Source organism: Litoreibacter arenae DSM 19593 (genome assembly GCF_000442275.2).
In the GTDB taxonomy this organism is placed as follows: Bacteria; Pseudomonadota; Alphaproteobacteria; order Rhodobacterales; family Rhodobacteraceae; genus Litoreibacter; species Litoreibacter arenae.
The window spans coordinates 126135-144309 of sequence record NZ_KE557314.1 but is presented as its reverse complement, the minus strand read 5'-3'; the positions used below and the strand labels follow the sequence as shown (position 1 = coordinate 144309).

21 protein-coding genes and 1 pseudogene are annotated in these 18175 nt (G+C 63.1%); 9 read left to right on the top strand and 13 right to left on the bottom strand.

The genetic code is table 11. The annotated features are described in order from the left end of the window. Positions 1-133 precede the first annotated feature (133 nt). From THALAR_RS13075 to THALAR_RS13060, 4 genes and pseudogenes are all read left to right on the top strand, one after another. Positions 134-811 (top strand): cell division ATP-binding protein FtsE, encoded by a 678-nt coding sequence (locus THALAR_RS13075; RefSeq protein WP_040819240.1) that lies wholly within the window; start codon positions 134-136, stop codon positions 809-811. 35 nt (positions 812-846) lie between these two features. Next, positions 847-1731 (top strand): cell division protein FtsX, encoded by an 885-nt coding sequence (locus THALAR_RS13070; RefSeq protein WP_040819238.1) that lies wholly within the window; start codon positions 847-849, stop codon positions 1729-1731. 2 nt (positions 1732-1733) lie between these two features. After that, positions 1734-2471 carry a lysophospholipid acyltransferase family protein gene (locus tag THALAR_RS13065; RefSeq protein ID WP_021102050.1) on the top strand — a complete coding sequence of 246 codons (738 nt, stop codon included), beginning with the start codon at positions 1734-1736 and terminating at the stop codon, positions 2469-2471. After that, positions 2471-2635 (top strand): annotated as a pseudogene (locus tag THALAR_RS13060) (pyridoxamine 5'-phosphate oxidase family protein); the annotation flags it as partial. The gene THALAR_RS13065 and the pseudogene THALAR_RS13060, both read left to right, overlap by 1 nt. Positions 2636-2688: 53 nt before the next feature. Here THALAR_RS13060 and THALAR_RS13055 read toward each other — a convergent pair. After that, the gene (locus tag THALAR_RS13055) at positions 2689-3651 is read right to left on the bottom strand and encodes an acetyl-CoA carboxylase carboxyltransferase subunit alpha (RefSeq protein WP_021102048.1); all 963 of its coding nucleotides are present in this window, start codon (positions 3649-3651) and stop codon (positions 2689-2691) included. 118 nt (positions 3652-3769) lie between these two features. Between THALAR_RS13055 and THALAR_RS13050 the strand changes: the two genes are divergently transcribed. Then, a complete protein-coding gene (locus THALAR_RS13050) occupies positions 3770-4606 on the top strand; it encodes an AraC family transcriptional regulator (RefSeq protein WP_021102047.1) in 837 nt (278 codons plus the stop codon). A gap of 40 nt (positions 4607-4646) precedes the next feature. Here the strand turns inward: THALAR_RS13050 and THALAR_RS13045 are convergent, their stop codons facing one another. Both THALAR_RS13045 and THALAR_RS13040 read right to left on the bottom strand, forming a co-directional pair. Further along, positions 4647-5603 carry an L-malyl-CoA/beta-methylmalyl-CoA lyase gene (locus tag THALAR_RS13045; protein WP_021102046.1) on the bottom strand — a complete coding sequence of 319 codons (957 nt, stop codon included), beginning with the start codon at positions 5601-5603 and terminating at the stop codon, positions 4647-4649. 147 nt (positions 5604-5750) lie between these two features. Beyond that, complete coding sequence (locus THALAR_RS13040) at positions 5751-6353, bottom strand: arylesterase (protein ID WP_245622436.1); 603 nt, start codon at positions 6351-6353, stop codon at positions 5751-5753. Between the two features lie 79 nt (positions 6354-6432). On the opposite strand from THALAR_RS13040, the gene THALAR_RS13035 reads away from it, so the two are divergent. Genes THALAR_RS13035 through THALAR_RS13025 form a run of 3 tightly spaced genes read left to right on the top strand, consistent with a single transcriptional unit; the run spans position 6433 to position 10578 of the window. Further along, positions 6433-7128, top strand: coding sequence for an ABC transporter ATP-binding protein (locus tag THALAR_RS13035; protein ID WP_021102044.1), 696 nt, complete (start codon positions 6433-6435; stop codon positions 7126-7128). Beyond that, on the top strand, positions 7125-9632 hold the full coding sequence (locus THALAR_RS13030; protein ID WP_021102043.1) for an ABC transporter permease: 2508 nt from the start codon (positions 7125-7127) through the stop codon (positions 9630-9632). Before THALAR_RS13035 ends, THALAR_RS13030 begins: the two co-directional genes overlap by 4 nt. Positions 9633-9690: 58 nt before the next feature. After that, positions 9691-10578, top strand: coding sequence for a sugar kinase (locus THALAR_RS13025; protein ID WP_083483477.1), 888 nt, complete (start codon positions 9691-9693; stop codon positions 10576-10578). Here the strand turns inward: THALAR_RS13025 and fmt are convergent. From fmt to def (THALAR_RS13005), 4 genes are read right to left on the bottom strand one after another with little or no spacing between them, the layout of a single operon-like run. Further along, on the bottom strand, positions 10575-11483 hold the full coding sequence (gene fmt, locus THALAR_RS13020; protein ID WP_021102041.1) for a methionyl-tRNA formyltransferase: 909 nt from the start codon (positions 11481-11483) through the stop codon (positions 10575-10577). The two genes, THALAR_RS13025 and fmt, sit on opposite strands and share 4 nt — an antisense overlap. A gap of 22 nt (positions 11484-11505) precedes the next feature. Continuing rightward, complete coding sequence (def, locus tag THALAR_RS13015) at positions 11506-12000, bottom strand: peptide deformylase (RefSeq protein WP_021102040.1); 495 nt, start codon at positions 11998-12000, stop codon at positions 11506-11508. Beyond that, positions 11997-12452: a peptide deformylase gene (gene def / locus THALAR_RS13010; RefSeq protein ID WP_021102039.1), complete on the bottom strand. Its 456-nt coding sequence runs from the start codon at positions 12450-12452 to the stop codon at positions 11997-11999. The genes def (THALAR_RS13015) and def (THALAR_RS13010) overlap by 4 nt, the downstream gene beginning before the upstream one ends. Beyond that, complete coding sequence (def, locus tag THALAR_RS13005) at positions 12449-12970, bottom strand: peptide deformylase (RefSeq protein ID WP_021102038.1); 522 nt, start codon at positions 12968-12970, stop codon at positions 12449-12451. The genes def (THALAR_RS13010) and def (THALAR_RS13005) overlap by 4 nt, the downstream gene beginning before the upstream one ends. A gap of 176 nt (positions 12971-13146) precedes the next feature. Here def (THALAR_RS13005) and THALAR_RS13000 point away from each other — a divergent pair, with 176 nt between their 5' ends. After that, positions 13147-14316: a MalY/PatB family protein gene (locus tag THALAR_RS13000; protein WP_021102036.1), complete on the top strand. Its 1170-nt coding sequence runs from the start codon at positions 13147-13149 to the stop codon at positions 14314-14316. Here THALAR_RS13000 and THALAR_RS12995 read toward each other — a convergent pair whose 3' ends face one another. From THALAR_RS12995 to THALAR_RS12970, 6 genes are read right to left on the bottom strand one after another with little or no spacing between them, the layout of a single operon-like run. Next, positions 14317-14937: a trimeric intracellular cation channel family protein gene (locus THALAR_RS12995; RefSeq protein ID WP_021102035.1), complete on the bottom strand. Its 621-nt coding sequence runs from the start codon at positions 14935-14937 to the stop codon at positions 14317-14319. Continuing rightward, positions 14934-15383: a ribonuclease HI gene (rnhA, locus tag THALAR_RS12990; RefSeq protein ID WP_021102034.1), complete on the bottom strand. Its 450-nt coding sequence runs from the start codon at positions 15381-15383 to the stop codon at positions 14934-14936. Before rnhA ends, THALAR_RS12995 begins: the two co-directional genes overlap by 4 nt. Continuing rightward, positions 15376-15966 (bottom strand): class I SAM-dependent methyltransferase, encoded by a 591-nt coding sequence (locus THALAR_RS12985; protein WP_021102033.1) that lies wholly within the window; start codon positions 15964-15966, stop codon positions 15376-15378. The genes rnhA and THALAR_RS12985 overlap by 8 nt, the downstream gene beginning before the upstream one ends. Beyond that, the gene (locus THALAR_RS12980; protein ID WP_021102032.1) at positions 15963-16400 is read right to left on the bottom strand and encodes a DUF3429 domain-containing protein; all 438 of its coding nucleotides are present in this window, start codon (positions 16398-16400) and stop codon (positions 15963-15965) included. The genes THALAR_RS12985 and THALAR_RS12980 overlap by 4 nt, the downstream gene beginning before the upstream one ends. Further along, entirely contained in the window at positions 16397-17011 is a 615-nt protein-coding gene (locus tag THALAR_RS12975; protein WP_021102031.1) for a LysE family translocator, read from the bottom strand. Before THALAR_RS12975 ends, THALAR_RS12980 begins: the two co-directional genes overlap by 4 nt. 41 nt (positions 17012-17052) lie before the next feature. After that, complete coding sequence (locus tag THALAR_RS12970; protein ID WP_021102030.1) at positions 17053-17901, bottom strand: LysR family transcriptional regulator; 849 nt, start codon at positions 17899-17901, stop codon at positions 17053-17055. Positions 17902-18175 lie beyond the last annotated feature (274 nt).

Genomic DNA, 18175 nt, shown 5'->3' with positions numbered 1-18175 from the left:
TCGTTGGCACGCCTCAAATCTGATCAAGTCTTAGCCTGTGGAAAAGCGTATTCCAAGCGTTGTTGTTTCCAATTGATTGCAACTGTTGCCGCCAATGGCGTAATTGGTGCGCAATCAGATTTGGAGCCGTCTCGTGATAGAACTGGAAAACGTAGCCTACAGCTATGGCGGTGGCGATCTGCTGACCGACATCTCGCTGAGACTGCAAGCGGGGTCATTTCATTTTCTGACCGGTCCTTCGGGTGCCGGAAAGTCTACCTTTCTCAAACTTTGCTATATGGAACTTGCCGCATCGAAAGGGCTGGTTCAGGTCTTCGGGCAGGATGTCGCGACCTTGGGCCGTGACCAGATCGCATTCGCCCGCCGCCGGATAGGTGTGGTTCATCAGGAGTGCCAGTTTCTCGATCATCTGTCCGTGGCAGAAAATATCGCCCTGCCCCTTACGGTGTCCGGCAAGGATGTTGCGGCGGAGAGGCAAAATCTTGCTGATCTGATTGGCTGGGTCGGGTTGACCAAGCAGCAGAACCAACTGCCGCCCGAGCTTTCAGGAGGCGAGCGGCAGCGTGCCGCGCTGGCAAGAGCCGTCATCATGGGGCCGGATGTGATCCTCGCGGACGAGCCGACCGGGAATGTCGACTGGGAGATGTCGCAACGGTTGATGTCGTTGCTGATCGAGTTGAACAAGATGGGCAAATCGGTGTTGGTGGCGACCCACGACCTTACCCTGATCCGTAACACCAAAGCGCAGGTGTCCGCGCGGGTGCTTCGGATCAAGGACCGCAAACTGCAGCTGGCGGGAGCGGACCTGTGAGCAAGTTACACAAACTGCGCAACGCCGCTGCCACCATGACCGAACTGGTTGCGGGCGACCGCGCGGCGGACCGCGTGGTGCCCCCAACGGGGTTCACTGCGACGCTGACCACATTCACTGCCGGTGCTATGGCGTTTCTGGCGGTGTTTGCCTTGGCGCTATCTCTGGCAACAGGGCGTTTGGCCGAGCGGTGGGCAAGCGAGTTGGCCCAGACCTCCACCGTGCGCATTTCCGCACCGCTGGAGGAGATAGAGGCGCAGACCCTTGCCGCGCAGGAGGTGCTGCGTACTACGCCCGGCGTGGTGCGCTCGCGGATCATGTCCGAAGAGGAACAGATGTTGCTGCTTGAGCCGTGGTTCGGCCCTGATTTGCCGCTGGAGGACTTGCCCATTCCCCGCCTGATCGAAGTTGTCGAAGACGAAGAAGGCTATGACGCCGCCGGTCTGCGTTTGCGGCTGGCGGGCGAAGCACCGGGCGCGTTTCTCGACGACCACACCCGCTGGCGCAGACCTCTGGTGGAGGCCGCGAACCGGCTTCGCAGTCTAGGCTGGATCGCGATTGCGCTCATTGGCCTGTCGACTGCCGCCATGATCACGCTGGCGGCCCGCGCCGCTTTGGCCGCGAACGCCCAGGTCATTCGCGTCACCCGATTGGTCGGTGCGCGTGACGTCTACATCGCCCGCGCCTTCGTACGCCGCTTTACCATTCGCGCCTTGTTGGGGGCAGCTGTTGGGACGATTGCGGGGTGCATCGCGGTAGCGTTGCTGCCCAGTGCAGCCGACGCTGGTGCGTTCCTGACCGGCCTTGGCTTCAGGGGCTGGCATTGGCTTTGGCCGTTGACCATTCCGCCGCTGGCCGCTTTGGTGGCGTTCTGGGCCACGCGCAGCGCCGCCCTGCGCACATTGAACGAGGTGACCTGACTATGAAATACGCGGTGCAATGGGTCCGGTCGCTGCTGTTCAACCTGTCGATGTACGTGGCGATGCCCATCTATGCCATCGTTTACCTGCCTTGGGCGATGTTCAGCCCCTACGGTGCCTTGGCTGCCTGCCACGCCTACGCGCGCTACGTGATCTGGACCGCAAACTGGATGGTCGGGATAAAGAGCGAGGTGCGCGGGACGCCCCCGACCGGGGAGGCCTTGGTTGCCGCCAAGCATCAATCGTTTCTGGATATTTTGATGATTTTTGATGCCATCCCACATGGCAAATTCATCATGAAGGCGATCCTGCTCTACGCGCCCATCTTGGGCCAATACGCCTACCGCATTGGCTGCATTCCGGTGAACCGCGGCAAGCGCGGTGCTGCAATTGCCAAGATGCTGGCGGATGTGGCCAAGGGCGACAAGCTGCCGGGGCAGTTGGTGATTTATTCCCAAGGCACACGTCTCGCGCCGGGGGTAAAGCGGCCCTATAAGGTGGGCACCGCGGTGCTTTACGAGCAGATGAACCAGACCTGTTATCCGGTGGCGACCAATGCAGGCGTGTTCTGGCCGCGTCGTGGGGTCTATCGCAAGCCGGGTGTGGCAGTCGTCGAATTTCTGGAGCCGATCCCGCCCGGTCTTTCGAGGGACGAGTTCCTTACCAGACTCGAGACAGAGGTCGAAACCGCGTCAGAGCGTCTGCTGGACGAAGCCGGGTTCGTGCGGTCAGCGGAGTGATGGAGTTCGTCACGGACATCTCCGAGCTGGAGGCGCTTTACGGCACACCGGGAGAGGCGTCCCTGGTCAAGGTAGCGGACCGGCTGACACCGACCTATCGCAAATGGATCATGGCCTCGCGGTTTTGTATTATCTCGACCGTCGGCCCCGAAGGTGTCGACGGAAAGACCTACGATGCCGAATGGGGCGCCCGGGCCAGGTCCACGATGTGGTGAGGCTAGGCCGCCAAGCCTTTGGACCCTAGATCCAGATATTTCTGACGGCGGTCCTTGATCAGGGCGGCTGCGTCCATTTTGGACAGCTCGTCAATCAACTCGCCAATCGCGACACCGACGCTTGCAATCGCCGCTTTCGCGTCGCGCTGCGCGCCGCCCACGGGTTCGGGAATGATACGGTCGCAGACGCCGAGGTTTTTCAGATCCTGCGCGGTCAGGCGCAACGCTTCCGCCGCTTCGCGCATTTTCTCCGCGTCCTTCCAAAGGATCGAGGCGCAGCCCTCAGGGCTGATAACGGAATAGATAGAGTGTTCCAGCATGGCCACACGGTTCGCGGTGGCAAACGCAACCGCGCCGCCCGAGCCGCCCTCGCCGATGATGACGGAAACCAGTGGGACGCCGATCTCCAGGCATTTCTGGGTGGATCGCGCTATGGCCTCGGACTGGCCGCGTTCCTCCGCGCCCTTGCCGGGATACGCGCCGGGGGTGTCCACGAGGGTCACGACCGGCAGGCCGAAGCGGTGGGCGAGGTCCATGAGGCGGATCGCCTTGCGGTAGCCTTCGGGGCGGGCCATGCCGAAATTGCGCTCGATACGGGTCTTGGTGTCGTTGCCCTTCTCGTGGCCGATCACGATGACGGAGCGGTCGCCAAGCCGACCCAGACCGCCCATGACGGCGTGATCGTCGGCGAAGTTCCGGTCACCGGCGAGCGGCGTGTATTCATCGAACAGCGCTTCGATATAATCCTTGCAATGCGGGCGGTTAGGGTGCCGTGCGACCAGACATTTGCGCCATGGCGTGAGGTCTTTGTAGAGGGTCTTGAGCAGGTCCGCAGCCTTCTTGTCCAGCGCAAGGGCTTCTTTCTCGACGTCCATTTCCTCGTTCTGACGCGCCATGGCGCGCAGTTCTTCGGCTTTGCCTTCGATCTCGGCCAGAGGCTTTTCGAACTCAAGGTAATTGGTCATTTGGGACTCCCGATTGCGTGGGGGGATATATGACCATGCTTCGCGGCAGATGCAACTCAGCAAGATTTGTGAAATGGGGCTAGGCTAGAACCAAAGGCGAGACGAGACGGAGCGATCTATGACAAATCCCTATGAGGCACGGCTGTTGCGTGTGAAGGAATATATCCACGACAACCCTGCGGGTGACCTGTCATTGGACGCGTTGGCGGAGGTGGCGGCGATGAGCCGGTTTCACTGGCATCGGGTGTTTCACGGGATGACCGGAGAGACCTGTGCCGCTGCGGTGCGCCGTATCCGGATGCATCGGGCGGCCTGCTGGCTGGTGCAGAAGGACTGGTCGATCGGGGAAGTTGCGGCGCGATGCGGCTATGACAACGTCGCCAGCTTTACCCGCATTTTCCGCGAGGCATTTGGTCTGACACCGGCGGCGTTTCGCAAGCGTGGGGCTCTGGCGTCTCCGAGTCCCGAAACCAATAGAGGAGAGTTTTCCATGTATCCTGTTGAAATCAAGGAACGATCCGGCGGACGTATGGCGGCTTTGGCCCATACGGGCCCCTATCTGGAGATCGGCAAGAAGTTCGAAGCCATCGCCGCAATGTTCACGTCGCGCGGGCTGTGGCCGTCTGCGCGGGGGATGGCGGGGGTCTATTATGACGATCCAAGCGCCGTGCCGGAGGCGGAGTTGCGGAGCCATGCGGGGATATTGGTCGGCGAGGAATTCGAGATGCCCGACGATATGGAGGACTTGAAAATCCCCGCAGGCAAGGTTGCTGTGTTGACCTATACCGGCCCGTATTCAGGGCTGAAAGCTGCATATGACTATCTGTATGGCGTCTGGTTGCCTGAAAGTGGCGAGGAGCCGGGGGATGCGCCAGCGATGGAGGTTTACCTGAATGACCCGACGGATACGGCACCCGAAGAGCTGGTGACGGAGATATACCTGCCTCTGAAATGAGGTGGCGCGCTGTCCCTAAGGTATTGGGGCAGGGCTGTTTTTAGCTGTTTATCATCTCGAATTGCTTGACGATAACCTCGGCCTGTTTGATCGAGGCGATGTCGACCAGACGGCCCTTGTAGACGGTGGCACCCTCGCCATTAGCCTTGGCGGTTTCCATCGCCTCAAGAATTTCGCGGGCCTCGGTGACCTGCTCCTCGGAGGGGGTAAACACCTCGTTTGCAAGGGCAATTTGCTTGGGGTGGATGGCCCATTTGCCTGCCATGCCGAGGACGGCGGAGCGGCGGGCTTGGGCGCGGAAGCCTTCGTCGTCGGAGAAATCACCGAACGGGCCGTCTACGGGTAGGACGCCATAAGTCCTTGCTGCTGCTACGATTTTGGCCTGTGCCCAGTGCCATGGATCGGACCAATACTGGTTGCCGCCTTGCAGCATGTAGTAGTTGTCCTGCGTCCCACCGATGCCGGTGGTTTGCATCCCCATCGACGCGGCGAAGTCGGCGGCGCCCAGCGACATGGCTTGCAGACGCGGTGAGGATGCGGCGATTTCTTCGGCGTGGGCGATGCCTGCGGCGCTTTCGATGATGACCTCGAAGCTGATCTTCTTGCTGCGGCCCTTGGCGGCCTCGATGGAGGTTACAAGCGCGTCGACGGCGTAGATATCGGCGGCGCAGCCGACTTTTGGGATCATGATCTGGTCAAGGCGCTCGGATGATTTCTCAAGCAAATCAACGACATCGCGATACCAGTAGGGGGTGTCCAAACCGTTGATCCGCACTGACAGATACTTGTTACCCCAGTCTACCTCATGCGTCGCCTTGATGACGTTTTCGCGGGCGGTGTCCTTGTCGGAGGGCGCGACAGAGTCTTCGAGATCAAGGTTGATGACGTCGGCGGCGGAGGCGGCCATTTTCTCGAAAAGCGCGGGGCGGGAGCCGGGGCCGAAGAGCTGGCAGCGGTTTGGACGGGCAGGGGTGGCGGGTTGCAGGCGGAAGCTCATGGGCATTTCTTTCGCGTAAGGATGTTTCGTGTTTGTTGCGGTCAGGGATAGGATATTGCGTGGCGCTCTGCAAGCGCTGCGCTGCGGCGAAGAGGGTTTTGTACACCATGTACGCCGCGTAGGCCGTTTCTGCCAGTTTGTACGAAATCAGGGCTTGGCGCGGGCGATGAGGTCCAGAACCACCGGGCCAATGGCTTCGACGATCAGCGCCACGCCGGAGGCGTCGGGGTGGATACCGTCGCTTTGCATGTGGTCGCGCATGACCATGGCGCGGTCTTCGATGCGGGTCAGACCTTCGAGGAAATTCGGGATCAGTAGTGCGTCGTGTTTGGCGGCGAGGTCGGTGTAGATCGCCTCGAACTCCCTCTCATAATCGGGGCCGTAATTGGACGGGGCGTCAATACCGGCCAGCAGCACGGGCAGGCCGCGCTCCTCGATCTTGGTCAGGATCGCGTCGAGGTTGGATTTCGCCTGTTCGGGAGGCAGGCCGCGCAGTACGTCATTGCCGCCCAAGGCGACGATCACGGAGTCAACCTCCGGCGTTAGGGTCCAGTCGATGCGTGACAACCCGCCTGCGGTGGTATCGCCCGAGACGCCTGCATTGACCAAGTTGACGTCCGCGCCTTGGGCGGTCAGCCACGCCTGAAGCTGCGGCACGAAGCCGTCTTCGGCAGGCAGGCCGTAGCCTTGGGTCAGGCTGTCACCGAGGGCAGCGATGGTCACCGGCTCTGCCAACGCGGGGGTTGCCAAAATGGATGCAAGTGCAAGGTTGCGAAGCGTGCGGAAGGGTCTATCTAGAAGGCCACGCCCCAAGCCCAAGGACCGAGTGATGACCGACCCCGTGATGCGCCTGAAAGATTTGACCCTGTCACTGGACGGCAATGCCGGGGTGGTCGAGATCCTGAAGGGCATCTCTATGGAGGTGAGCGCAGGGGAAACCTTGGGGCTTACGGGGGCGTCGGGCTCTGGCAAATCGTCTCTCCTGATGGTGATGGGCGGGCTGGAGCGCGCCACATCGGGGCTTGTATCAGTTTTGGGCCAAGACCTCACGCCGATGGGCGAGGACGGGCTGGCCCGCTTCCGTAGGGACCATATGGGGGTGGTTTTCCAATCCTTCCACCTGATTCCGACGATGACCGCTTTGGAGAACGTAGCACTGCCGTTGGAATTGGCAGGGGCCGAGGATGCGTTTGCGCGGGCAGAGGCTGAACTGGCTGCTGTCGGGCTGGCGTCGCGGGGCGGGCATTACCCGTCGCAGATGTCGGGCGGAGAGCAGCAGCGCGTGGCGCTGGCGCGGGCAGTTGTCGGGCGGCCGCAGATTTTGCTGGCGGACGAGCCTACGGGCAATCTGGACGCGGCGACGGGCGAAATGGTGATGGACCTACTGTTTGATCTGCGCGACCGCCATGGCGCGACGTTGATCCTTGTGACCCACGCGCCTGAATTGGCGGCGCGGTGTGACCGCGTGGTGCAGTTGCGCGACGGGCAGATCATTAGCGACAGCCTTGCGATGGCCGCACAATGAGCCTTGCGTGGCGGATCGCGCGCCGCGAGTTGCGCGGCGGCTTGCGCGGCTTCTGGGTGTTTCTGGCGTGCCTGACCTTGGGCGTGGCCGCGATTGCCGCAATTGGCACCGTGCGCGGCGCGATCGAGGCGGGGCTGACCGAGCAAGGCGCGGTGATCCTTGGTGGCGACGCGAAGGTGCGGCTGACCTACCGCTATGCCGAGCCGGAAGAACGGGCACTATTCGAGAGCATGGGCGAGGTGTCGGAAGCGGTTGATTTCCGTTCCATGCTGGTAACGGGCGACGAGCGGGCGCTGACGCAGGTGAAAGCAGTCGACGACCTTTACCCGCTTTACGGCGAGGTGCAGCTGAAGCCTGCCATGGCGCTGGACGCGGTCTTCGCGGGGCGCGACGGGCTGGCCGGTGTGGCCGTGGACCCTGTGCTGTTGGCGCGGCTGGGATTGTCCGTGGGCGACACTGTCAAGCTGGGCGCGCGCGAGTTCGCGGTGATGGCGGAATTGTTGCGGATGCCTGACAGCGCGGGGGGCAACTTCTCGCTGGGGCCGCCGACCTTGGTGGCAAGCGAGGCGCTGGACGGCTCCGGGCTGTTGGCGCCGGGGTCGTTATTCGAGGCGGATTATATGATCGCGATGCCGGAGGGCGTGGATCTGGAGGCGGCTAAAGCGCGGGTGGAGACAGCATTGGAAGGCTCCGGCTTTCGGTGGCGGGACCGGCGCAACGGTGCGCCGGGTATCTCGCGGTTCGTGGAGCGGTTGTCGGCGTTTCTGGTGCTGGTTGGGCTGACGGGGCTGGCCGTGGGCGGCGTCGGCGTGTCGGCGGCGGTCAGGGCCTATCTGGCGGGCAAGACGGAAGTGATTGCCACCTTGCGCAGTCTTGGCGCGTCGGGGGGCTTGGTGTTTCGGGTCTACCTGTTGCAGGTGGGCGTCCTGGCGGCGCTGGGCATCGCCATGGGGCTGGTGCTGGGCGGCGCGTTGCCGCTGATCTTCGGCCCGCTGATCGAAGCGCGTTTGCCGGTGCCGGTGGATTTCGCGGTGCGTATGCGACCCTTGGCGGAAGCGGCGCTCTATGGGGCCTTGGCTGCGGCGCTGTTTACGCTGTGGCCGCTGGGACAGGCGGAACATATCCGCGCGGCGGCGTTGTTCCGGGATGCGCAAAGCGGCGTGAAGGGCTGGCCAAGGCCGGTCTGGATCGTGGTTTGTGCGGTTGTCCTGGCTGCGCTGGTGGGGTCGGCGGCTTTGCTCTCGGGGCTGGCGATGCTGACCCTGTGGGCGGCGGGCGGTATCATGGCGGCATTCGTGCTGCTGGTGCTGGCGGCGCTGGGCGTGCGGGTGCTGGCGCGTTGGTTGGCGCGGCGGATGCGCGGGTTCAAGACGCTGCGGTTTGCGCTGGGCGCGATTGGCGGGCCGGGGCGCGAGGCGCAGGCGGTGGTGGTGTCGCTGGGGCTTGGACTGTCGGTGTTGGCGGCTGTGGGGCAGATCGACTCGAACCTGCGGAACGCGATTTCGGGGGATTTGCCGGAGGTCGCGCCGAGCTATTTCATCGTGGATATCCAGCCGGAGCAGTTGGAGCCTTTGACGGGCGCGCTTCTGGCGCGGGACAGTGTCTCGAAGCTTGAAAGCGCACCGATGCTGCGCGGCGTGATTACGCAGATCAACCGCCAGCCCGCGCTGGAGGTTGCACCGGATCACTGGGTCGTGCGTGGCGACCGTGGCGTGACCTATGCGGACGCGCTGCCGGAGGGAACGACCATCACCGAAGGGCAATGGTGGGGCGAAGGATATGCAGGCGCGCCGCAGATCAGCTTTGCCGCCGAGGAGGCGGCGGAGATCGGGTTGAAACTGGGGGATACCCTGACGGTGAACGTGCTGGGGCGCGACATTACGGCGACGATTACCAGCTTCAGGGAGGTCGATTTTTCGACTGGTGGCTTGGGGTTCGTGTTGTCGATGAACAAGGCCGCGCTGGAAGGCGCGCCGCATACGCATATCGCCACAATCTATGCCGAGGAATCCGACGAGGCGGCGATTTTGCGGGACATGGCGATGGCCTATCCCAACATCACCGCAATCCGTGTGCGCGATGCGATCAACCGTGTCAGCGAGGTGTTGCAGGGGATCGCGGCGGCGATCACCTATGGCGCTTTGGCGACGTTGGTGACGGGGGGCATCGTGTTGATCGGCACGGCAGCGGCGGGAGAAAAGGCGCGGGTCTATGAAGGCGCGGTTTTGAAAACGCTCGGCGCGTCGCGGGCGGCCGTGCTTGGCAACTTCGCGCTACGCTCGGCCTTGCTGGGGCTGACGGCGGGCGGGATTGCGTTGCTCACGGGGATCGCCGCCGGATGGGCGGTGTCGGTCTTCGTGATGGAGACGGACTTCACTGTGGCGATAGGCTCGGCTCTGGCGATTATCGCGGGGGGCGTGTTGGCGACGCTGCTGACCGGTCTGATGTTTGCGTGGCGGCCACTGGCGACGCGACCGGCGCAGGTATTGCGCGCGCGGGAGTAGCTTTTTGCGACGGGTGGGCGTATTCCGTCGGCGTTGAGCACTTCGAGGGAGAGCAGGCGTGACAAACCGTTTTGTAGCAATCGGCGAATGTATGGTGGAAATGGCCCCCGCAGAGAACGGGCTGTATTCCATGGGGTTCGCGGGCGACACGTTCAACACTTGCTGGTATCTGCGCCGACAGCGGCCCGATTGGGCGGTGGATTATGTCACGGCTGTGGGCCGCGACGCGGTGTCGGACCGGATGGTGTCCATGCTCGCGGATGCAGGGCTTGGCACGGAGCATGTGCAGCGGCGCGATGACCGGACCGTGGGCCTCTACATGATCGAGCTGCAAGACGGGGAGCGGTCGTTTTCCTACTGGCGCGGACAGGCGGCGGCGCGGTTGCTGGCCGAGGATGCCGCGCCATTGGCGCGGGCGTTTGAGGGCGCAGGGATCGTCTACTTTTCGGGTATCACGCTGGGCGTGTTGGAGGGGCAGGGCCGGAAGGTTCTGCTGGAGCAGGTCGCGCAGGCGCGGGCTGCGGGGTGCAAGGTCGCGTTCGATTCCAACCTGCGGCCACGGCTGTGGGACAGTGAGACGCAGATGTGTGACGCGGTGATGGAGGCGGCCTCGGTTGCCGATATTGTGCTTCCGTCCTATGACGACGAGGCCGCGTATTTCGGTGATGACGGGCCGCAGGGCACGATGCAGCGTTATCTGGACGCGGGCGTGTCATGCGTGGTGGTGAAGAACGGCGGCGGGCCGGTCGAGTATATCGACAACGGCACGCGCGGGCAGTTCACGCCGCAAGCGGCAGCGCGGGTGGTTGACAGCACTGCGGCGGGGGACAGCTTCAACGCGGGGTTCTTCGCGGCGCTGGATCACGGCGTCGCAGCGGGTGTCGAGGCAGGATCGGCGCTTGCAGGCAAGGTCATTCAGGGGCGCGGAGCGCTGGTCGACGTTTAGGAAAAGCGGTCAGGCGGGGTCCAGCCCTGCGTGACGGTTTTCGCATCCGCCGCCTTTTTGCCAGCGCGTTGCAAGGTCAGGATAGAGACGGCGCCATCGCCGGTGCCGACCAGCAAGGCGTCCTGCGTGTGTTGGACCTGACCGGGTGTCAGGTCGACGTTCGCGGGTTCGGCGCGGAGCAGCTTTAGCCGCTCGCCCGCCGCCTCACACCATGCGCCGGGGAAGGGGGACAGGCCGTTGATCTGGCGTGTGATCTCTGACGCTGGGCGGGTCCAGTCGATGCGAGCTTCCGCCTTGTCGATCTTGGTGGCGTAGGTGACGCCGTCGTCGGGCTGTGGCTCTGGCGTCAGGGTCGGCAGGCGGTCGAGTGCGTCGACGATCATGCGTGCGCCCATGGTGCTGAGGCGATCGTGCAATTCGCCTGTGGTTTCCGCCTTGCCGATGGGCGTGGCCTCGCGCAGCAGGACGGGGCCTGTGTCCAGCCCGGCCTCCATCTGCATGATGCAGATGCCGGTTTCCGCGTCGCCTGCCATGATCGCGCGGTGGATCGGGGCGGCCCCGCGCCAGCGTGGCAGCAGGGAGGCGTGGATGTTCAGACAGCCGTGTTTGGGCGCATCAAGGATGGCTTGCGGCAAGATCAGGCCGTAGGCGACGACCACGGCGATGTCGGCGTTCAAGGCGGCGAATGCGGCCTGTTCTTCGGCGCCTTTGAGCGAGACGGGGTGGCGGACGGGCAGGCCCAACGCCTCGGCCCGCGCATGAACGGGCGACGGGCGGTCCTTCTTGCCGCGACCGGCGGGGCGCGGGGGTTGGGAGTAGACGGCGGCGATCTCGTGGCCCGCCTCGACCAGCGCGTCGAGGACGGGGACGGAGAAATCGGGCGTTCCCATGAAAACGACTTTCATTTGTTCGGCCCCGGGAAAAATTTCATCGTCTCAGCTTCCCTGCCTTTTTGACCAGCATTTCGCGCTTGGTGCGGCTCAGGTGGTCAAAATACATCTTGCCGCGCAAATGGTCTATCTGGTGCTGCACAGAAGTGGCCCAGAGGCCGACGAAATCGCGCTCCTCGGTCTCTCTGTTAGCATTGAGGAAGCGCACGGTTACCGCACGCGGGCGCTGGATCACCGCCGAGACGCCGGGCAGGTTGGGGGAGGCCTCTTCGTGCTCACGCATCTGGGCGCTGGCGTGAAGCACCTCCGGGTTGGCCATGAGGACCGCCTGACCGCGCGCATCAGAGGCGTCTACGACCGCGAGGCGCTGCATCACCCTGATCTGGACCGCAGCGAGGCCGACGCCGGGCATGGCGTCCATGGTCTCCACCATATCGGCCCAGATGGCGCGGATGTCGTCGGTGATCGCGGGCACATCATCCGCCACGCTGCGCAGGCGCTTGTCGGGCCACATGACGAAGGGGCGTTTCATGCAGGCACCTCGTAATCCAGGATCAGAACTCCGTCGAGATGATCGATTTCGTGCAGCACACAGGCGGCCTCGATGCCGTCGAAGGCACCGCGGCGTTGGGTGCCTTGCGCGTCGGTCCAAGTCATCTCGATACGTTCGGGGCGCTCCACCTCAACGGGGTGATCCGGGATGGAGAGACAGCCTTCCTCGTTGCGTTGCTGCCCGCGGGAGCGGGACAGGATTTCGGGGTTGATCATGGCTAGCGGCGTCCGCTCGCCCTCTTTCCATGTGCAATCCATGACGAATACCCGCTCGGAGCGGCCGACTTGCGGCGCGGCGAGGCCGCGGCCCTGTGCGTCATACATCGTGTCGAACATATCCACGATCAGCCCGCCAAGGCCCGCCACATCGAAGACCGGCTGGCAAAGCTGGCGCAGCACAGGATCGGGATGCTGCACGATGGGCAGGATCATCCGGCGCGGGCCAGTTCGCGTTTGAGCTTCACCATTTTGCGGGTGATCATCTGACGCTTGAGCGGGCGCAGGTAGTCGATGAACAGCTTGCCGTTCAGGTGGTCGATTTCATGCTGCACGCAGGTGGCCCAGAGGCCGTCGAAGGTTTCTTCCTGCGCGGCCCCGTCGCGGTCCATCCAGCGCACGGTGACATCGGCGGGGCGGGTCACGTCGGCATATTGCTCGGGGATGGACAGGCAGCCTTCCTCGTAGGTGTTCAACTCGTCTGATGCGGCGACGATCTCGGGGTTGAACATGACCAATGGGCGGGGCGTCTCGCCCTCCTTCTTGATGCAGTCCAGCACGATCAGGCGGTCCATCACCCCGACCTGAGGTGCCGCCAGACCGATGCCCGGCGCATCATACATGGTTTCCAGCATGTCGTCGGCCAGTTCGCGCAGCGCGTCGGAGACGTCGGCCACGGGGGCGGCCAGCTTTTTCAGGCGCGGGTCGGGGTGGATCAGGATCGAGCGTTTCATGCCGCTCAGATAAACGTTACTTCCTTTCGGAACAAGGGCTGTGGTGTGTCAGAGTCCCGAGCGGCATGGAGCGCCTTTGCCGCGCGAAACCGGTGCTTTCGGCGGACGGGATTTTCGCCCTTGCAGCCCCAGAGGATTCCCGCGACGTTGCCTTTGATAACAAGGAGAGCTGATCCATGAGTTTCGACACCCCGATTGACCGCCGCGGCACCCATTGCTCCAAATGGGACAAGATGGAGTCGATTTACGGCGTCTCGCCCGATGACGGGATTGCGATGTGGGTGGCGGACATGGATTTCCGTCCGCCGCAATGCGTACAGGACGCGGTCAAGGCGATGTATGACCACGGGGTCTATGGATATTACGGCGATGATGCGGACTACAAGGCAGCAATCGCCTGGTGGATGGAAACCCGCCATGACTGGCTGCTGAACCCCGACCACATTTTCACCACCCACGGGCTGGTCAACGGCACCGCCATGTGCGTCGATGCCTTTACCGCGCCGGGCGATGGGGTCGTCTTGTTCACGCCCGTCTACCACGCCTTCGCGCGGGTCATCAAAGCGGCGGAGCGCGAGGTGGTCGAATGCCCGTTGGTGAACACTGATGGCCGCTACGAGATGGATTTCGACGCCTATGACGCGCAGATGACGGGCAACGAGACGATGGTGATCCTGTGCTCGCCGCATAATCCCGGCGGGCGTGTCTGGACCAAGGGGGAATTGCAGGCTGTCGCGGCGTTTGCCAAGCGGCATGACCTTCTTCTGGTATCGGACGAAATCCACCACGATCTGGTGTTCCCCGGCCACACGCATACGCCGATGGCCAACATCAAGGGGATCGAGGACCGGCTGGTGATGATGACGGCCACGACCAAGACGTTCAACATTGCCGGATCGCATGTGGGCAACGTGATTATAGCGGACCCCGACCTGCGGGCGCGGTTTGCGGGGCGGATGGCGGCGATGGGCTCCAGCCCCAACAGTTTTGGCTTGTTCATGGCGACCGCCGCCTATTCGCCCGAGGGGGCCGCTTGGGTGGACGATTTGGTGGCGTATCTGGACGGCAACCGCAAGATTTTCGACGAGGGGATCAACGCCATTCCGGGGCTGGCGTCGATGCCGCTGGAGTCGACCTATCTGGCATGGGTGGACTTTTCGGGCACGGGGATGAGCCGCGAGGAATTCACCTCCCGCACGGAAGATGTGGCGAAGATCGCGGCGAACCACGGGCCGACATTCGGATCGGGCGGGGAGGAATTCCTGCGCTTCAACATTGCCGCGCCACGGGCAGTGATCGAGGACGCGGTGGGGCGGATGCAAAAGGCGTTCGCGGACCTTCAGTAGCTAAACGCGGGGCGGGCGGCCTTTATAGACGGGCAGCTTCCAGCCGAAGGCGAGGGAGCCCGTGCGCAGAGCCAGCGTCACAACGGCGCAGCCGAGCAGCGCGATTGACAGGGGCTGGCCCAAGGCCAGCAAAATCACCGCGGCACCAGCCCCTGTGAAGGCGCATGTGACGTAAAGCTCACCCTGTTTGAGGACCAGCGGCACCTCGTTGCAGACCACGTCTCGCATCAGGCCGCCGAAGCAGCCGGTCGAGACGCCCATGATCAGCACGATGGGCCATGTGGCTTGCATGGAAACCGCTGCCGCGACGCCAGCAGGCACCGCGACTGCAAGCGCGAAGGCGTCGATCCACAAGATCCAGCGGTAGCGGGATTTCATCAGGTGTGAGGTGAAGAACACCTCGAACGCGGCGATGGAGGCGACCAGAATGTAGGTCGGCTCTTCCATCCAGAAGACGGGGCGGGCCAGCAGCACGTCGCGCACCGTGCCGCCGCCCACGGCGGTCAGGCAGGCAACGAAGATGAAGCCCACGATATCAAGCTGGGCGCGGCTGGCGACCAGCGCGCCGGTCAGCGCGAAGACGAAGACCGACGCGTAATCGAGATATGCCAGCCATGTCATGGCTTGAACGGGGCCATTCCGGCGCGGGCCAACTCGTCGGCGCGCTCGTTTTCGGGGTGGCCTGCATGGCCCTTGACCCATTCCCATGTGACGTCATGGCGGGACTGGGCCTCGTCAAGGCGCTTCCAGAGGTCGAGGTTCTTGATCTCGCCGCCCTTCTTTTTCCAGCCCTTGGCCTTCCAGCCGTGAATCCATTTGGTGATGCCATCTTTGACGTAGGAGCTGTCGGTCACGATGGTCAGCTTGGAGGCGCGGCTGAGGGTTTCCAGCACGTTGATCGCGGCCAGCATTTCCATGCGGTTGTTGGTGGTGTTGGCCTCGCCGCCTTTCAACTCGCGCTCCTTGACGACTGTGTCGCCTTCGCGCGCGATGAGGATCGCGCCCCAGCCGCCGGGACCGGGATTGCCGGAACATGCGCCGTCCGTGTAGGCGAACAGCTCAGCCATCGGACAGCACGATGATGAAAGGGGCCACGGTGCCGTCAAGCCCCGGCTCCGCGCCGAGGCGGGTGCTGCGCGGGGTGAAGCCTGCGTTTGTGAGGAGGTGTTTCAACTCGTCTTCCTGATAGTAGCTGTAGAGCCGCCCGATCTTGTCGCGGTTGGCGTTGTCCCCGATCTTGAGACCGATATGGAATATGCCGCCGGGTTTCAACGCCTTGCGTATGGCGGACAGGTGGCGGGGCATACAGGCTTTCGGCGCGTGGAGCAGCGAGAAATTGGCCCAGATGCCGTCATAGAGGTCGGACCCTGCGATGTCATCGAAGGTGGCAAGTTGGGCGTCGACCTTGTGCTGCTCGCGGGCGATGCGGATCATCTCGGGGGAGGCGTCGGTGGCCTCGACCGTAAAGCCCGCCGCCTGCATCATCGCAGCCGAATTGCCGGGGCCGCAGCCGAGATCGAGTATGTGCCCGTTTGGCGTGACTGCGTCCATGAGAGCCAGCAGGTCGGCGTCGGGCTTGGTGCGCGCGAAGGTGTCCGCATAGGCGGCGGCGCGGGCGTTGTAGGCGTCGATGGTTTCCTTGTCGCTCATACAAGGATGCCGACCAGCAGGCAGGCGCAAACGATGACCGTCAACAAGGCGCGGAGTTTGAGCCACCACGGCGGTGTGAGCTTCCAGCGGGTGAATTGTACGTCGCAGGCGAAGACCAGCAGGAAGCCGATCAGCACGGCGGTGGTAGCGCGCGTGCCACCGCCACCGATAGTGAAGAACGCCCAAAGGGCGGGTAGTGTGCTCAGCGCGTAGGCTATGGCGGCGTTGGTTTTGGTGGCGAAGCCCCAAAGCACACCGGACATGAAGCACAGGATCACGGTGCCGTAGAAGATCAGGATATAGGATGCGCCGAACCGCTGGCCGAGAAGTGCGGTGGTCTGGTCGTCGATGGCGGGGACCAGCACGCCGAGCGCCCCCCACAAGAACGGCAGCAGCCCCGCGAGGCCAAGGGTAAGGGCGGGGCGGGGGATCATGCGCGTTCCAGCGCCAGTTTTCCGGCAAGGCCTGCGAAGATTGCCGCGAAGGAGCGGTTGAGCCATTTTAGCACCCGCTCGGAGCCGAGGATCGCATCGCGGGCGCGGGCTGCGAAGAGGCCGTAGAGGATGAAAACGGCGAAGGTCAGCGCCATGAAGACCGTGCCGAGCAGGGTCATCTCAATCGTGACTGTTGCGGGGTTACCGGACAGGAAGGGCGGCAGCAGGGCCAAAAAGAAGACCGAAAGCTTCGGATTCAGAATGTTGATCAATGCGCCGCGACGGGCGGTGCGCCAGCCGTTTTGCGCTGTTTGCGTGCCGTTGACCGACAGGGTGCCGCCGGATTTGAGCATCTGCCACGCAAGGTAAAGCAGGTAGGCGACGCCCGCGAATTTGACGATCTGGAACAGCAGGGCGGAGGTGTGCAGCACGGCGGCAAGTCCCAGCGTGGCGGCGGCGAGGTGGGGGACGATGCCGAAGGTGCACCCCAACGCGGCCCAAAGTGCCGCGCGGCGGCCTTGGCCGAGGCCCATCGCCAGCGTGTAGATAACGCCGGTGCCGGGGGCGAGGACGACGACGAGGGCCGTCAGCAGGAATTGGGTGGTGATCATGGGGCGCGGTCCTTTGAAACTACACATCAAGTCGTAACATTTCAGACGGCGGAGTCACGCTTAACATGATGATATTGCCCTGCCAGCACATCCGCGAGCCTGTCGAGCGTGCGGCGGACGTGTGGCAGGTGTCGATCGTCCTGATGGGTCACCAGCCACTGGTCATGGGTTAGTTCGGGGATGGTTGCCCCAGCCCGTTCCAACTCTGGCTGAGCATCGCCGATAAAGGTCGGAAGCAGCGCCAAACCCCTGCCTGCCAATGCCAGATCAAGGCAATTGCGGGGAGATGTGACCTCGCAAACCGCGTCCTTGCCGATGGTTTTGTCCAGCCATCGCGCCGACGGGGTATCTGCCAGAACCTTGATCCATTTTCGCGGGGCGTCTGCCCGCGCGTAAGGTGCGAACTCAACACGGGATAGTTTGCGCCCTGCAAGCCGTTCATCACTGGGGCGGCGATTGCGAAATCCTATGACCACCTCGCGGCGGGAGATGTCGAGGACCTCCTCTGCCGAAACAAAACGCAGCCTGATGTCGGCGGGGGTGCCCGTCAGTGTATCAAGCGAATTCAGCAGCAATAGCGCGGTCCATGTTCCGGCGGATATCTTGACCAGCGGGCGCGTGGCGTCGTCTGTCTTTGCGGTTAGTCTGACAATGCGGGCCTCGACATCGGTCAATTCGGACAGGAGCGTTCGGCCCTCAGTCGTGAGTTCGTACCCACGGTCATGACGGATGAACAATTCGCGTCCCATGTCATGTTCCAACGTGCGCATGCGCCGGCCCAGTGTGGCAGGACTGCTGCCCGTCGCGCGGGCGGCTGGGGACAGGCCACCGCTTCGCGCGACCGCGAGGAAAAACTGCAAGTCATCCCATTTGATGTTCGTGCCATTCATGAAAAGACCTGTTCAAATTGTTTCATTTTAATACCCCAGAGAGCCGGTAAATTCGGTTCAGGTCAAGTGCGGACCTACGACCGTGTCCCAGCTAGTCAGGAGAAGAAATCATGCGTAAGAAATTCTCTAACTTGGGGGGCGGCAGTGCCCCTTTTCCGAGCGCGAAGCCGACGCAAGCCCTTCGCGCGGAGGACGAATTCATGAAAGAACACGGGAGGCGGGGCAACCGGTTGGTATACTTGCTCGTCGCTACGTTGAGTGAAGGTATCTGGCT